The 14,278-nt window shown below is 73.6% G+C and carries 15 protein-coding genes and 1 pseudogene; 11 read left to right on the top strand and 5 right to left on the bottom strand.

The window, feature by feature from the left end; genetic code table 11:
- The first annotated feature begins 24 nt into the window (after positions 1 to 24).
- The 3 genes from MTR79_RS28035 (at position 25) to MTR79_RS28025 (ending at position 2,762) form a co-directional block, all read left to right on the top strand.
- Entirely contained in the window at positions 25 to 321 is a 297-nt protein-coding gene (locus tag MTR79_RS28035; protein ID WP_086700030.1) for a hypothetical protein, read from the top strand.
- Between the two features lies 1 nt (position 322).
- Entirely contained in the window at positions 323 to 2,419 is a 2,097-nt protein-coding gene (gene malQ / locus MTR79_RS28030; protein WP_244792212.1) for a 4-alpha-glucanotransferase, read from the top strand.
- 67 nt (positions 2,420 to 2,486) lie between these two features.
- The gene (locus tag MTR79_RS28025) at positions 2,487 to 2,762 is read left to right on the top strand and encodes a hypothetical protein (RefSeq protein ID WP_048457862.1); all 276 of its coding nucleotides are present in this window, start codon (positions 2,487 to 2,489) and stop codon (positions 2,760 to 2,762) included.
- A 93-nt stretch (positions 2,763 to 2,855) separates the two neighbouring features.
- Here the strand turns inward: MTR79_RS28025 and MTR79_RS28020 are convergent, their stop codons facing one another.
- Positions 2,856 to 3,368, bottom strand: coding sequence for a MarR family transcriptional regulator (locus MTR79_RS28020; RefSeq protein WP_086698917.1), 513 nt, complete (start codon positions 3,366 to 3,368; stop codon positions 2,856 to 2,858).
- Between the two features lie 134 nt (positions 3,369 to 3,502).
- On the opposite strand from MTR79_RS28020, the gene MTR79_RS28015 reads away from it, so the two are divergent.
- Positions 3,503 to 4,495, top strand: a complete 993-nt coding sequence (locus MTR79_RS28015; protein ID WP_189365695.1) for an EamA family transporter — start codon at positions 3,503 to 3,505, stop codon at positions 4,493 to 4,495.
- Complete coding sequence (locus MTR79_RS28010) at positions 4,458 to 4,841, top strand: hypothetical protein (protein ID WP_183153434.1); 384 nt, start codon at positions 4,458 to 4,460, stop codon at positions 4,839 to 4,841. Before MTR79_RS28015 ends, MTR79_RS28010 begins: the two co-directional genes overlap by 38 nt.
- Before the next feature lie 38 nt (positions 4,842 to 4,879).
- On the opposite strand, the pseudogene MTR79_RS28005 reads toward MTR79_RS28010, so the two are convergent.
- Positions 4,880 to 5,284: pseudogene (locus MTR79_RS28005) on the bottom strand (ATP-binding protein); the annotation flags it as partial.
- Positions 5,285 to 5,484: 200 nt separating this feature from the next.
- Between MTR79_RS28005 and MTR79_RS28000 the strand changes: the two are divergent.
- Together MTR79_RS28000 and MTR79_RS27995 are read left to right on the top strand one after the other, a co-directional pair.
- A complete protein-coding gene (locus MTR79_RS28000; RefSeq protein WP_244792211.1) occupies positions 5,485 to 6,336 on the top strand; it encodes a helix-turn-helix transcriptional regulator in 852 nt (283 codons plus the stop codon).
- 7 nt (positions 6,337 to 6,343) lie between these two features.
- A complete protein-coding gene (locus MTR79_RS27995) occupies positions 6,344 to 6,541 on the top strand; it encodes a DUF397 domain-containing protein (RefSeq protein ID WP_086698922.1) in 198 nt (65 codons plus the stop codon).
- A 28-nt stretch (positions 6,542 to 6,569) separates the two neighbouring features.
- Here the strand turns inward: MTR79_RS27995 and MTR79_RS27990 are convergent, their stop codons facing one another.
- Positions 6,570 to 7,463, bottom strand: coding sequence for an NADP-dependent oxidoreductase (locus MTR79_RS27990; protein ID WP_244792210.1), 894 nt, complete (start codon positions 7,461 to 7,463; stop codon positions 6,570 to 6,572).
- A gap of 71 nt (positions 7,464 to 7,534) precedes the next feature.
- Between MTR79_RS27990 and MTR79_RS27985 the strand changes: the two genes are divergently transcribed.
- A complete protein-coding gene (locus MTR79_RS27985; protein WP_086698924.1) occupies positions 7,535 to 8,140 on the top strand; it encodes a TetR/AcrR family transcriptional regulator in 606 nt (201 codons plus the stop codon).
- Between the two features lie 55 nt (positions 8,141 to 8,195).
- Here the strand turns inward: MTR79_RS27985 and pepN are convergent, their stop codons facing one another.
- Positions 8,196 to 10,775, bottom strand: coding sequence for an aminopeptidase N (pepN, locus tag MTR79_RS27980; RefSeq protein WP_189365702.1), 2,580 nt, complete (start codon positions 10,773 to 10,775; stop codon positions 8,196 to 8,198).
- A gap of 173 nt (positions 10,776 to 10,948) precedes the next feature.
- Here pepN and MTR79_RS27975 point away from each other — a divergent pair, with 173 nt between their 5' ends.
- Complete coding sequence (locus MTR79_RS27975; RefSeq protein WP_086698928.1) at positions 10,949 to 11,431, top strand: DUF1203 domain-containing protein; 483 nt, start codon at positions 10,949 to 10,951, stop codon at positions 11,429 to 11,431.
- Positions 11,432 to 11,512: 81 nt separating this feature from the next.
- Here MTR79_RS27975 and MTR79_RS27970 read toward each other — a convergent pair whose 3' ends face one another.
- Positions 11,513 to 12,529 (bottom strand): aspartate-semialdehyde dehydrogenase, encoded by a 1,017-nt coding sequence (locus tag MTR79_RS27970; RefSeq protein WP_244792209.1) that lies wholly within the window; start codon positions 12,527 to 12,529, stop codon positions 11,513 to 11,515.
- Positions 12,530 to 12,861: 332 nt separating this feature from the next.
- Here MTR79_RS27970 and MTR79_RS27965 point away from each other — a divergent pair, with 332 nt between their 5' ends.
- Both MTR79_RS27965 and MTR79_RS27960 read left to right on the top strand, forming a co-directional pair.
- A complete protein-coding gene (locus MTR79_RS27965; RefSeq protein WP_189365704.1) occupies positions 12,862 to 13,395 on the top strand; it encodes a sigma-70 family RNA polymerase sigma factor in 534 nt (177 codons plus the stop codon).
- A 1-nt stretch (position 13,396) separates the two neighbouring features.
- Complete coding sequence (locus MTR79_RS27960; RefSeq protein WP_189365705.1) at positions 13,397 to 14,239, top strand: hypothetical protein; 843 nt, start codon at positions 13,397 to 13,399, stop codon at positions 14,237 to 14,239.
- The last annotated feature ends 39 nt before the right edge of the window (positions 14,240 to 14,278 follow it).

Raw genomic sequence — 14,278 nt, 5'->3', positions numbered from 1 at the left:
TCCGGCTCGACGAGGAGGCCCTTGGTGGCTACAGCGGCATACGTCTTTCCCCCGGTCCTGTCCAAACCCGTGGCGGAGCCCTCCGCTTCCGAGGCGGAGCACTCCGCCTGCGACCCGCACGACTGCTTCCTCAGCGCCGAGGGCACCGGCGCCGAGGCGCCCCTGACCAGCGAACCCCCGCTGCGCGACGCCGAACCCCTCACCAGCGAACCGCCGCTCGCCGACACCACCCCGCTGACCAGCGAGTCCGACACCTTCTCGGACCCCTCGGACTTCGCGGGACTCGACTCCTTCCCGGCCCAGTACCACCCGGAGCCCTAGCGTGACCGCGCCACGGCCGGAGGGGACCCCCTCCGAGGCGCTGTCCCGGCTCGCCGCCCTGCACGGTGTCGCCACCTCCTACCGCCCCTCCCCGGACACGACGGTCCCGGCCTCGGCCGCCGCCGTCACGCGCGCCCTGGCCGCCCTCGGTGTCGACGCGTCCACCGAGGAGGCCGTCCGCGCCGCCCTGGCCGTGCGCGAACAGGAGATCGCCGAGCGGCTGCTGCCGCCCACCGTCGTCGGCCGGGGCGCCCGCCCGCCCGAGGCGCTCGCCGCGCTGCCCGAGGGCACCCGGCTGGAGGTCCGCACCGAGGACGGCGGCACCCGCGCGTCCGCCGAGGACCTCCCGCCCGGAGTGCACCTGCTGACCGCCACCGCACCCGACGGCCGCACCGCCCGCTCCCACCTGATCGTCGCGCCACCCCGGCTGCCCGCGGTCGACGGCCGCTCGTACGGGCTGCTGGTGCAGCTGTACTCGCTGCTCTCCCGCCGCTCCTGGGGCATGGGCGACCTCGCGGACCTCGGTGAGCTCGCCGCGTGGGCCGGGCGCGCGCTGGGCGCCGGGTTCGTGCAGGTGAACCCGCTGCACGCGGCCGTGCCCGGACCCCCGACCGACCCCTCCCCCTATCGCCCCTCCTCGCGTCGCTTCCCCGACCCCGTGCACCTGCGGGTCGAGGCCGTGCCCGAGTTCGCGTACGTCGAGGACCGCGCGCGGCTGGGCGCCCTGCTGGAGCGGGCGGCGCGGCTGCGCGAGGCGGTGCTCGGCAAGGGGGAGCTGATCGACCGGGACGCCGTCTGGGAGGCCAAGCGGGAAGCCCTCGAACTGGTGCGGACGGTTCCGCTCGGTCCCGGCCGCGCCGCCGCCCTGCGCGCCTTCCGCGCAGGGCAGGGCCAGGCCCTGGAGGACCACGCCACCTGGTACGCCCTCGCCGAGGCGCACGGGCCCGACTGGCGCCGCTGGCCCGCCGCCCTGCGTGACCCCCGCTCGGCGGAGACCGCCCGCGCCCGCGAGGAGCTGCGGGACCGCGTCGACTTCCACTCCTGGCTCGTCTGGCTCACCGACGACCAGCTCACGGCCGCCCAGCGGGCCGCGCGGGAAGCCGGGATGGGCGTGGGGATCGTGCACGACCTGGCCGTCGGCGTGCACCCCGACGGCGCGGACGCCTGGGCGCAGCAGGACCACTTCGCGCCCGGCATGTCGGTCGGCGCGCCCCCGGACGCCTTCAACGCGCGCGGCCAGGACTGGGGGCTGCCCCCCTGGCGGCCCGACCGCCTCGCCGAGAGCGGGTACGCGCCGTTCCGCGACCTGCTGCGGGGCCTCTTCCGGTACGCGGGCGCCCTGCGCATCGACCATGTGATGGGCCTGTTCCGGCTCTGGTGGGTGCCCGAGGGCCGCCCGCCCACGGAGGGGACGTACGTCCGCTACGACGCCGAGGCCATGCTCGCCGTGCTCGTCCTGGAGGCGTCCCGCGCCGGGTCGCTGGTGATCGGCGAGGACCTCGGGACGGTCGAGCCCGGGGTGCGTGAGACGTTGCGCGACCGGGGGGTGTACGGGACGTCGGTGCTGTGGTTCGAGCGGGACTGGGAGGGCGACCGCCGTCCGCTGCCGCCGGAGCGGTGGCGCGCCGACTGCCTGGCCACGGCCACCACCCACGACCTGCCGTCCACCGCGGCCCGTCTCACCGGCGAGCACGTGGAGCTGCGCGACCGGCTGGGCCTGCTCACCCGGCCGCTCGCCGAGGAGCGGGCGGAGGCCGCGGCGGACGTGGGGGAGTGGCTGGAGCGCCTGGCGGACCTGGGGCTGCTGCCCGGGACGGACGAGGGCGGCCGGCGCCCCTCCCGGGAGGAGGCCGGGATCCGGGCGGTGTACCGCTATCTCTCGCGCACCCCCGCCCGCATGGTCGGCGTGTGGCTGCCGGACGGCGTCGGGGACCGGCGGCCGCAGAATCTGCCCGGCACCTGGGACCAGTACCCGAACTGGCGGCTGCCCGTCGCCGACGCGGAGGGGCGCCCGGTGACCCTGGAGGACCTGGCCGCGTCCCCCCGGCTGCGGGCCCTGGTCGACGTGCTCCGTGCCGACGCCCCGCCCGGCGGCTGACCGGCCCGCGCGTCCGTACGGCACCCCGGGCGCGCGGCCCCCGACCGCGTTCGATACTTTGGGGACCGTGGACAAGAAGAACGCCCTGCGCGCCGGCGCCCTGGCAGCCGGTACGACGCTGATGATGCTGCTCATGTCGTCCCCCGCGCTCGCCCTGACCCGCGATGACGGCGACGACCCCGGCACGGGCCTGAGCGTCATCGAGACGCTGGGCCTCTACGTCCTGCTCCCGATCGGGCTCTTCGTGGTCATCGCCGGTCTGGTGATGGCGCTCGACAAGTCCCACCAGAAGAAGGACCCGACGAGCTCCAACGTCCGGACCAAGGCGGACGCCAAGGCCTGACCCCCGGCCCGCTCGCCCGAGCGGTCCGCACGCGCTTTCCCCAAGGGCGCCGGCACCTCGCCGGCGCCCTTCGGCGTGTCCAGGGGGCGTCTCCTACCGCTCGGTGGCGAGCAGCAGATCCCGCAGCAGGTCCGCGAGGAGCGCCGACCGCTCCGGGCCCAGGGCGGCCAGCGCCCGCGACTGCTCGGTGACGCCCGCGACCACCGCCTCGTCGATCAGCCGCAGGCCCTCCTCGGTCAGCGTCACCTGGAGCCCGCGCCGGTCGTGCGGGTCGGGGGAGCGGCGCAGCAGCCCCGCGCGCTCCAGCTTGTCGAGACGGCCCGTCATCCCTCCGGTGGTGAGCATCAGCGTGGCCGAGAGCTGCCGGGGCGAGAGGGTGTACGGCTCCCCGGCGCGGCGCAGCGTGGCGAGGACGTCGAACTCGCCCCGGGAGATACCGAACGGCGCGTACACCCGCTCGTGACGGTCGCCCATGGCGCGCGCGAGCCGGTAGACGCGCCCGAAGACCTCCATCCCGGCGGTGTCCAGGTCGGGCCGCACCCGGGCCCACTGCTCGATGATCGCGTCGACGGGGTCCGCGGGGTTCGGCTCGGGGCGTGCACTCATAGCCGGGAGTATCCGTGGGTCAGGGGTTGCCCGCAAGAAAGTAGCTTGCGAACAAGTAGCTTGCGAATAAGTAGCTTGCGAATAAGTAGCTTATGACTAAGCTACTTACGGCCAACCCTTTGGAAGGGGTGCACATGTCCGCGCACCGCCGCGCCGCCGTCGTCGCGCTCACCGCCCTCGCCCCCGTCTCCTGGGGCACCACCTACGTCGTCACCACCGAGTTCCTCCCGCCGGAGCGCCCCCTGTTCACGGCCCTGGTCCGCGCCCTGCCCGCCGGGTTGCTGCTCCTCGCGGCCGCCCGGGTGCTGCCGCGTGGCGCCTGGTGGTGGAAGGCGGCGGTGCTGGGCGCGCTCAACATCGGCGCCTTCTTCCCGCTGCTGTTCCTCTCCGCGTACCGGCTGCCGGGAGGACTGGCGGCCGTCGTCGGTTCGATGGGCCCGCTGCTGGTGCTGGGTCTGTCGGCGCTGCTGCTGGGGCGGCGCCCCGCGCTCCGGGACGTCCTGGCCGGCGCCGTCGCCGCGCTCGGCGTGAGCATGGTCGTGCTGAAGGCGGCCGGGGCGCTGGACACGCTGGGCGTGGCGGCGGCGTTCGCCTCCACGGCGTCGATGTCCGCGGGCACCGTACTGACGCAGAAGTGGGGCCGCCCCGAGGGTGTCGGCCCTCTCGCCCTCACCGGCTGGCAACTGACAGCGGGCGGGCTGCTGATCGCCCCGCTCGCCTTCCTGGTGGAGGGCGCCCCGCCCGCCCTGGACGCCGGGGCGGCCGGAGGCTACGCCTACCTGGCCCTGGTCAACACGGCCGTCGCGTACTGCCTGTGGTTCCGGGGCATCGGCCGCCTCACCGCGACCCAGGCCACACTCCTCGGCCCCCTGTCCCCGCTGACGGCGGCGATGCTCGGCTGGGCGGCCCTGGGCGAAAGCCTGACGGCTCTCCAACTCGCCGGAATGGCACTCGCATTCGGCGCGACGGTGGCGGGCCAGCTGACGTCGGTCCCGGCGCGGCGCCGAGACCGGGCCCGGGGGCTCGACGCCGATACGGTGCCGTGCCCCCGGCCGGGCATCCTGGAAGCCCCACAGCCAGGAGGAACCCGTGTCGCACCCGCAGACCCCCGCGGAGACGCTCGTTGAGGCGAAGAAAGGGCTGGGCCTGCCGCGTATCGTCGTGATCTGCGGCTCCACCCGGTTCATGGCCGAGATGGCCGAGGCGGACGCGCGGGAGACCGAAGCCGGAAGGATCGTCGTCAAGCCGGGCGTCGACATGAAGTCGTCGCACGCGAGGCGGTCCGAACCCGCCGGCGCCGCGGCGCTGAAGGCCCGGCTCGACGAGCTGCACCGGGCGAAGATCCGGCTCGCCGACGAGGTGCTCGTGGTCGGCGGCTACATCGGGGACAGTACGCGCGCGGAGATCGCCTACGCGCGGTCGCTGGGCAAACCCGTGCGGTTCACGCACCCCGAGGTCGACCCCGACGCCTGACCGCCCACTGCGGCCGCCCCCGCGAACGGGTACGTCGGAGCGCCCAGTTCGCACCACACGACCTTGCCCCGGTTTCCCTCCCTCGTCAGCGGCTGCCAGCCCCACACGTCGGCGCAGGCCCGCACCAGCGCCAACCCTCGCCCGTCCTCGCGGTCGGTGACCGCGCTGAAGGGCCGCGGGGGTTCAGGAGGCGAGGGGTCCGCGTCCCACGCCCCGAGCCGCAGCACGCCGGTCCGTGACCAGCGCATCCGTAGCGCCGCCGAGCCTGTGGTGTGCCGGACGGCGTTCGAGACCAGCTCCGCCGCGAGCAGTTCGGCGACGCCGGTCAAGCCGATCAGGCCGTGCATCGTGAGGATGAGACGCAGAGTGCGGCGGCACACGGGGACGGCTCTGGGGTCGTTCGGGACGTGGAGGGAGTACTCCCACGATTCGTTCTCGGGCATGCGGATTCCTTGTGTCGGTGGAGGAGCTGTGCGGCGGCGGTGTCATTGCCGGCCCGTCAGGGCAGGACGGGGCGGTGCGCTTCCGCGGCCAGGTGCGCAACGTGTTCGTTGCGTGACCGAACGTAGGCCTTAGATTTAACCTACGGCAAGTGGATCGCGTAGCCTGACGCCCGAACGAGTTGCTGAGCGAGGAGGCGTCGATGGGGACGAGGCGCGATCCGACGGCGCGTCAGCTGCGCCTGGCCGTGGAGCTTCGGCGGCTTCGTGAGGCAGCGGGACTCAGCGCGCGTGAGGCGGCGGCGCTGCTCGGTGTCAACTCCGTGCAGATCAGCCAGATCGAAGCCGGTACGACCGGGGTGAGCGAGGAGCGGTTGCGGCGGCTCGCCGCTCATTACGCCTGCACGGACACTGGGTTGATCGACGCCCTGGCTGTCATGGCGTCCGACCGGGTGCGCGGTTGGTGGGAGGAGTACCGGGGCCGCCTCCCCACGGCGTTCCTGGACCTGTCCGAACTGGAGCACCACGCCACCTTCCGGTGGGATGTCGACTTCCTGCACGTGCCGGGGCTTCTGCAGACCGAGGGCTACGCCCGCGCGCTGTTCTCCCGCAGGGTCCCGGAGCTTCCGGAGGAGGAACTCGGGCTGCGGGTGCGGCATCGCATGCAGCGTGGCGTGATCATCGAGGGGCCACGTCCGGCCCCGTACCGGGCGGTCGTCCACGAAGCGGCGTTGCGGATCAAGGTGGGTGGCCGGGAGGCAATGCGCGGTCAGCTCGCGCGCATCCTGGAGCTCTCGGAGGCGGAGCACGTGACGGTGCGGGTGATCCCCTTCGAGCTGGAGGAGTTCGCGGACGTCACGGCGGCCATGGTGTACGCGGGTGGCGCCGTGCCCCGCCTGGACACCGTGCTGCGCGACGGTCCGGACGGAGTCGCCCTCGTGGACACGGAAGCGCGGCTTGCCGTGTTCCGCACGCTCTTCCATAGGGTGGAGGCGGTTTCACTCGACCCGCTGCGCTCGCGTGACTTCATCCACGGATTGGCCAAGGAACTGTGAGGACCCGGTGCTTACTCCCGACTGCTGGCGCAAGTCTTCGTACTCCGGAAGCGGCGACGGCAACGCCTGCGTGGAAGTCGCCCCCCGCCGTGCCCGGATAGCCATACGCGACTCCAAGGCGCCGTCCCACGGCACCCTCACCGTGCCCGCCCCGTCGTTCGCCGCGTTCGTGAAGGCGCTGAAGCGGCCGGGCGGGCTGCTGTAACGCCGCCCGGCCCACCGCACCGCGCGCGTCAGACCACGATCACCCGCCGCCCCCTCGTGTGCCCCGCCCGGCTGTCGGCGTGGGCGGCGGCCGCCTCCGTGAGGGAGTAGACCTTCTCCACCGGGATGTGGAGCGTGCCCTGTTCGAGGAGACGGACCGTCTCCTTCAGCGCGTCCGGGACGCTGCCCGCGACGTTCGAGAAGCGGACGCCCAGTTCGGGGGCGGTGCGGTCCGCGATGGAGACCACCGTGGCCGGGTCCCCGGTCAGCTCCACGAGTTCGCGGACGACGCCCGCGCCGGCCAGGTCGAGGGCCGCGTCGACCGAGGTGAACGCCCGCACCCGCTCAGGCCAGCCCTCGGCGTACGTCGTGGCGTGCGCGCCGAGGCCGCGCAGGTACTCCAGGTTGGCCGCCCCGGCCGTGCCGACCACCGTGATGCCGCGGTCGCGTGCGATCTGCAGCACCGCCGAGCCGACCCCGCCCGAGGCACCGCTGACCAGCAGCGTCTGTCCGGGGCGGACACCGCACTCGCCCAGGATGCGCAGAGCCGTCTCCATGACGGACGGATAGCCGGCCGCCTCCTCGAAGGAGAGGCCCTCGTGCATCCGGGCCCAGGCGTGCAACACCGCGAACTCGGCATACGTGTCGGCGCCTTCGCCGAAGACGCGGTCACCGGGCGCCACATCCGTGACGCCCTCACCGACCTCGTCCACCACCCCTGCGGCGTCCAGTCCGACGCCCGCGGGCAGTGACGCGGGGAGGGCCGGACGCATCTGGCCCTCCCGGATCCTCCAGTCGACGGGGTTCACCCCGGCCGCGCGCACGGCGATGCGTATCTCTCCCGGACCCGCGTGGGGCTTCTCGGCGTCGACGAGACGAAGGACCTCGGGGCCGCCGAACGCGGCGTAGCTCACTTTCCTCATGCCGCCGACCGTAACACCAACCGTTAGTTTATTGAACTCGTTAGGGTTTTGTATCTGCTAGCGTTCGGATCATGCCCGAGCAGCCGCAGTCCGGACGTCGCGAGCGCAAGAAGGCCGCCACACGTCAGAAGATCGCCGACACCGCCCTGCGGCTCTTCCTGGAGCGCGGGTACGACGCGGTGGGCATCCGGGACGTGGCCGCCGAGGCCGACGTGGCCGTCACCACCGTCTTCTCCCACTTCGCCTCCAAGGAGGCCCTGGTGTTCGAGCGGGACGCGGACTTCGAACGGCGGCTCGCCCGCGCGGTGACCGGCCGCGCGCCCGGCGCACCGCTCGTGCCTGCCCTGCGCCAGGAGATGCACGCCCTGGTGCGCCACTGCCTGGCCGACGAGGCCGCCCCCGTGTGGCGGATGATCGACGCCTCGCCCGCGCTGAGGGAGTACGAGGGCTCCATGCGGCTGCGGCACGCGGAGACCCTGGCGGCCGCCCTCGCCGCGGAACCGGGCGCGCCGCGCGGCGCCACCGCCTGCAGGGCGCTCGCCCGGTTCGTGGTCGACGCCTTCGCGCTGGCCCGCGAGGCGGACGACCCGCGGGCCGCGGTGGACGAGATCTTCCGGATGGTCGAGGCGGCCTGGGAGGCCGCCGAGGCGGGAGTGCCGGTCCGGCCCGCGACATGACGGAAGGGGCGCCCGGCCGGGAAGCCGGGCGCCCCTTCTCGCTGTCGGAACCGCGTTACGCCGACGTCGCCGCCGCGTCCGCCGCCTGCGCGCGCAGGGCGCGTTCCACGCCCGCGCGGGACTCCGAGACCAGGCGACGCAGGGCCGCGTTCGGCTCGGCGGAGGCCAGCCAGGCGTCCGTCCTGTCGAGAGTCTCGCCGGTGACCTGGATGCCCGGGTAGAGACCGACCGCGATCTGCTGGGCCATCTCGTGCGAGCGGGACGCCCACACGTCAGCCAGCGCCTCGAAGTACTTGTCCGTGTACGGCGCCAGCAGCTCGCGCTGGTCGGTCTGCACGAAGCCGGCGATGACGGCCTCCTGGACCGCGTTCGGCAGCTTGTCGGACTCGACGACCGAGGCCCACGCCTCCGCCTTGGCCTCCTCCGTCGGGCGGGCCGCCCGCGCGGTGGCCGCGTGCCGCTCGCCCGCGGCGGTCCTGTCCCGCTCGTACTCGGCGGCGATCTCCGCCTCGTCGAACCGGCCCACCGCCGCCAGCCGCTGCACGAACGTCCAGCGCAGCTCGGTGTCGACGGCCAGGCCCTCCACGGTCTGCGTGCCGGCGAGCAGCGCTTCCAGCAGGTCCAGCTGCTCCGGGGTGCGGGCGGTCGCCGCGAACGCGCGCGCCCACGCCAGCTGGTGGTCGCTGCCCGGCTCGGCGGACCGCAGGTGGGCCAGCGTGGCGTCGGTCCAGCGGGCCAGCAGCGTCTCGCGGGCGACCGGGTCGGCGTACAGGTCGAGTGCCAGCTTCACCTGCCGGTGCAGCGACTGCACCACACCGATGTCGGACTCCTTGCCGACACCCGACAGCACCAGCGACAGGTAGTCCCGCACGGGCAGCTCCGCGTCGCGGGTCATGTCCCAGGCGGAGGCCCAGCACAGCGCCCGCGGCAGCGACGACTCGAAGTCGCCCAGGTGCCCGGTGACGACGGCGAGGGACTGCTCGTCCAGGCGGACCTTGGCGTACGACAGGTCGTCGTCGTTGAGCAGGACCACCGCCGGGCGGCGCTTGCCCGCGAGCTGCGGCACGGCGGTCAGCTCGCCGTCGACGTCCAGCTCGACCCGGTCGCCGCGGACCAGCTTGCCGGTCGCCTCGTCCAGGTCGTACAGGCCGATCGCGATGCGGTGCGGGCGCAGGGTCGGCTCGCCCTTCGCGCCGGCGGGAAGCGCCGGGGCCTCCTGGCGGACGGCGAACGAGGTGATGACGCCCGCGTCGTCGGTCTCGATCTCGGGACGCAGGACGTTGATGCCGGCCGTCTCCAGCCACTTCTTCGACCAGGTCCTCAGATCGCGGCCGGAGGTCTCCTCCAGGGCGCCCAGCAGGTCGGACAGGCGCGTGTTGCCGTACGCGTGCCGCTTGAAGTACGCCTGCACGCCCCGGAAGAACTCGTCCTCGCCGACGTAGGCGACGAGCTGCTTCAGCACCGAGGCGCCCTTGGCGTACGTGATGCCGTCGAAGTTGACGAGGACGTCGTCCAGGTCGCGGATGTCCGCCATGATCGGGTGCGTGGACGGCAGCTGGTCCTGGCGGTAGGCCCAGGTCTTCATCTGGTTCGCGAACGTCGTCCACGAGTGCGGCCACTTGGAGCCGGGCGCGTCGGCCTGGCAGGCGGCCTCCGCGAACGTGGCGAACGACTCGTTCAGCCACAGGTCGTTCCACCACTCCATGGTGACCAGGTCGCCGAACCACATGTGCGCCAGCTCGTGCAGGATCGTGGCCGCGCGCACCTCGTACGCCGCGTCCGTCACCTTCGAGCGGAAGACGTACTGGTCGCGGATGGTGACCGCGCCCGCGTTCTCCATCGCGCCCGCGTTGAACTCAGGCACGAACAGCTGGTCGTACTTCTCGAACGGGTAGGCGTAGTCGAACTTCTCCTGGAACCAGTCGAAGCCCTGCCGGGTCACCTCGAAGATGGCGTCCGCGTCGAGGTGCTCGGCGAGCGAGGGCCGGCAGTAGATGCCGAGCGGCACCGACCGGCCGTCCTTCTCGTACACGCTGTGCACCGAGTGGTACGGGCCGGCGATCAGCGCCGTGACGTACGTCGACAGGCGCGGGGTCGGCGCGAAGACCCACACGTTGTCCTTGGGCTCCGGCGTGGGCGAGTTGGAGATGACCGTCCAGCCCTCCGGCGCCTTCACCGTGAACTGGAACGTCGCCTTGAGGTCCGGCTGCTCGAAGCTCGCGAACACCCGGCGGGCGTCCGGCACCTCGAACTGCGTGTACAGGTACGCCTGGTCGTCCACCGGGTCGACGAAGCGGTGCAGGCCCTCCCCCGTGTTGGTGTACGCGCACTCGGCGCTCACCCGCAGCACGTTGCGGCCCTTCAGCAGGCCGGGCAGGGCGATACGGGAGTCGGCGAAGGCCTCGGCGGGCTCCAGCGCGTCACCGTTCAGGGTGATCTCGTGGACGGCGGGGGCAACCAGGTCGATGAAGGACTCCGCGCCGTCCTCGGCCACGTCGAAGCGCACCGTGGTCACGGACCGGTACGTGCCCCCCTCCTGCGCGCCGGAGAGATCGAGATCGATCTCGTACGAGTCAACGGTCAGCAGCTTCGCCCGCTGCTGCGCCTCTTCGCGGGTCAGGTTTGTGCCAGGCACGCGGTCATCTCCTCGATATGTGTGGGTTGCGCCATCCTTCCACGCGGGATCGGCATCACGCGATGACGAAACCGCAGGCATGGGGATACCCCTGTGTCGAAAGGGGGACGCCTCGGGACTCGACGTCCGATTGCCGCCGGCGGGTCGGGCGGCGGGTCGGCCAGGGTGGAGACATGACCACTGCCACGTTGCGCGTCCGTGCCGTTCCGCCGCAGGTCGTGAGGGAGCTGCTCGTCCGTGACGACGCCGGGCGTCCGGCCGCTCCCTCCGTCGACGACGAGGGCGGCGCCCCGCTCCGCTGCTGTCTGCGCCGCAGCGGTCCGGGGGAGCGGATCGCCCTGGTGACGTACGCGCCCCTGCGCCGCTGGGCGGCGGAGACGGGCGTGGACCCGGGCGCGTACGACGAACAGGGGCCCGTCTTCCTCCACGCGGAGGAGTGCGCGGGGCCGGAGGGCGACGGCCTGCCCTTCACCTCGGCGCACCGCGTCCTGCGCCGCTACTCCGCCGACGGGCGGATCCTCGGCGGGCGGCTGGTCCAGGCGCCGGCGGACTTCGCGCCCGCCCTGCGCGAGGCGTACGCCGACCCGGCTGTGGCGCTGGTGCACGTACGCGCCGTGGAGTACGGCTGTTTCCTCTACGAGGTCCGGCGGGGCTGACCGCCGCTCACCCGGGCGGCGGAACGGCGAGAGGCGGGCGCCCCCTCGGGGACGCCCGCCTCTCCGGCTGCCGGTGCGCGGTCAGGCGCTCAGCTCCTGCGCCACCAGCTCCGCGATCTGCACCGCGTTCAGGGCCGCGCCCTTGCGGAGGTTGTCGTTGGAGACGAACAGCGCCAGGCCGTTCTCCACGGTCTCGTCGCGCCGGACGCGGCCGACGTACGACGGGTCCTGGCCGGCGGCCTGCAGCGGGGTCGGGATGTCCGTGAGGACCACGCCGGGCGCCTCGGCCAGCAGCTCGGTCGCGCGCTCCGGGCTGATCGGGCGGGCGAACCGGGCGTTGATCTGGAGCGAGTGCCCGGAGAAGACCGGGACGCGCACGCAGGTGCCCGAGACCTTCAGCTCGGGGATGTCCAGGATCTTGCGCGACTCGTTGCGCAGCTTCTGCTCCTCGTCGGTCTCGTTCAGACCGTCGTCGACGAGGTTGCCCGCGAAGGGCAGCACGTTGAAGGCGATGGGGCGCTTGTAGACGCCGGGCTCGGGGAAGTCGACCGCCGCACCGTCGTGCGTCAGCTTGTCGGCCTCGTCGATCACCTTCTGCGTCTGGCCGTGCAGCTCCGCGACGCCCGCGAGACCGGAACCGGACACCGCCTGGTACGTGGCGACGACCAGCGCCTCGAGGCCCGCCTCCGCGTGCAGCGGACGCAGCACCGGCATCGCGGCCATGGTCGTGCAGTTCGGGTTGGCGATGATGCCCTTGGGGCGGTTCGCGATCGCGTGCGGGTTGACCTCGGAGACGACGAGGGGGACCTCGGGGTCCTTGCGCCAGGCGGACGAGTTGTCGATCACCACGGCGCCCTGCGAGGCGACCTTCTCGGCCAGCGCCTTGGAGGTCGCGCCGCCCGCGGAGAACAGCACGATGTCCAGGCCGCTGTAGTCGGCGGTGGAGGCGTCCTCCACCGTCACGCCGTCCAGCTCCGTGCCCGCGGAACGGGCCGAGGCGAACAGGCGCAGCTCCGTGACCGGGAAGTTCCGCTCCTTGAGGATCCTGCGCATGACCGTGCCCACCTGACCGGTGGCTCCGACGATTCCGACCCTCACGGCGACTCCCTACTGCGTCTCTCGCGTACCTGATGTGCCTGGACGGGGCGCTTCCATCATGCGGCCGACCACGCCCCGGCTGTCCAATTCTTTGCCGCGACCGCCCGCACAGTGGGACGAACCGGCTGGGTGCGCCGGTTGCGGACCTTCGGTGCCAACCCCCCTGAGCTGCAGAAATTCCCCCCGCAGGGGTCGTCGGCCGCAAGGACCCCTGCCCAGGCCCACCCCGTCCACACGAAGGTGTGACGTACGCCTCTGCGCGCCCCGCGGACCCGTCCGAACGTTCCGGGCGCCCGCCGCGTCGTAGGAGAAACAGCACGAGGGGGTGAGCGGTGCTGCGCGGAAGGACCCGGCGCGGCCGCGGGGCGTACGTCACCGACGACGACCCGCTGGACGCGGCGCAGGAGCGCCGGGTGCGGGCGGTGCTCGCACTCGGGGGAGTGCCGCAGGCGGACCTGCCGGACGGGGTGCAGCAGGTCCGCCTGCGGCTGCTGGAGCGCGCCGCGAGCGGCAGGGAGGCGCCCCGGGACGTCTCGGCGTGGGCGGCGGTCGTCGCCTCCAACCTCGCCATGGACTGGCACCGGGCGAAACGGCGGCAGGAACGGCTGGGGGAGCGGCTGGCCGCGCTGCGGCCCGCCCAGGCCCCGTCCGGCGAGGAGACCAGCGTGCTGTCGCTGGCCGTCGCCCGGGGCCTGGACGCGCTGCCCGACGCGCAGCGCCAGGTCGTCGTGCTGCGCTTCTACGCCGACCTGCCGGTGCGCTCCATAGCCGAGCAGCTCGGCGTTCCGGAGGGCACGGTCAAGAGCAGGCTGCACACGGCCGTACGGGCCTTGCGCGCCCGCCTGCACGAGGACGAGGTGGTGTGACGTGACCGCCCACGACAACAACGGCGAGCGCGACCCGGCCCGTGCGGGGCACGAGCCCCCTCGGCACGACGCGCCCGGGCCGGACGGGGGGGAGCGGCATCCGTCGGACGCCCTTGCGGTGGCCCTGTTCGGGGAGGAGCTTCCCGAGGGCGCGCGGGAGGACGCCGGGTTCCTCGCGGCGCGGGACGCGGCCCTCGCGGACCTCGCGGTGCTGGGCGAGCAGCTCACGCTGATCGGGGACGCGCTGGCGGGGCGAGAGGAGGCCGCTCCGGCCGGGGAGCGGCCGGACCCCGAGGCCGGGACGGGGGCGCGTCCCCCGCAGACCGCGCCCGCCGCGCTGAGCCCGCCGGCACGCCGGCGCTCCCGGTACCGGCCGGTGCGGCTCGCGCTCGGCGGACTCGCCGCCGCCGCGGCGGCCGGCCTGGTCCTCGGCACGGGCTGGCTCGTGGCCCGGACCGGCCCCACGGCCGACTCCGCGGGCCCCGGGTTCGCCTCGGACGCCAAGGAGGACAGCGGCTCCGCCGCCTTCGGCCCCCGTTACCTGGCGTGCGCCCGCCTCGTCGCCGAGGGCAGGGTCACGGAGCTGGAGGAGGTGCCGGGCACCGGCGGCGTCCAGCGGGTCACACTGGCGGCGAGCCGGTACTACAAGGGGGGCGGCCCGGTGACCTTCCTCCGGGACGACGCGGCGGGCGTCCCGCTGCGCCTGGGCGACCAGGTGCTGGTCGGCCTGTCCCCCGGCCTCGCCCACCCGGACCGGACGGTCGTCGGCGAGGCGGACATCGCCCCCGCCCGGGCCGGGATCGTCGCCGCGCTCCCCGCCTCGCGCGGCACGAGCTGCGGCTGAGCGGGGCGGACACGGCGGAGGGGCGGGCGCCCGTACGGA

Origin of the sequence: Streptomyces sp. BJ20 (assembly GCF_022869105.1) — a bacterium.
In the GTDB taxonomy this organism is placed as follows: Bacteria; Actinomycetota; Actinomycetes; order Streptomycetales; family Streptomycetaceae; genus Streptomyces; species Streptomyces griseoincarnatus.
Note: the sequence above shows the minus strand (reverse complement) of the source record. Positions and strands in the feature narration are given on the sequence as shown.

Bases quoted from the DNA above. Each gene is read 5' to 3' on its own strand.
- MTR79_RS28020 (WP_086698917.1), bottom strand. From the start codon at position 3,368: ATGAGTGCACGCCCCGAGCCGAACCCCGCGGACCCCGTCGACGCGATC.
- MTR79_RS28015 (WP_189365695.1), top strand. From the start codon at position 3,503: ATGTCCGCGCACCGCCGCGCCGCCGTCGTCGCGCTCACCGCCCTCGCC.
- MTR79_RS28000 (WP_244792211.1), top strand. From the start codon at position 5,485: ATGGGGACGAGGCGCGATCCGACGGCGCGTCAGCTGCGCCTGGCCGTG.
- MTR79_RS27990 (WP_244792210.1), bottom strand. From the start codon at position 7,463: ATGAGGAAAGTGAGCTACGCCGCGTTCGGCGGCCCCGAGGTCCTTCGT.
- MTR79_RS27985 (WP_086698924.1), top strand. From the start codon at position 7,535: ATGCCCGAGCAGCCGCAGTCCGGACGTCGCGAGCGCAAGAAGGCCGCC.
- MTR79_RS27975 (WP_086698928.1), top strand. From the start codon at position 10,949: ATGACCACTGCCACGTTGCGCGTCCGTGCCGTTCCGCCGCAGGTCGTG.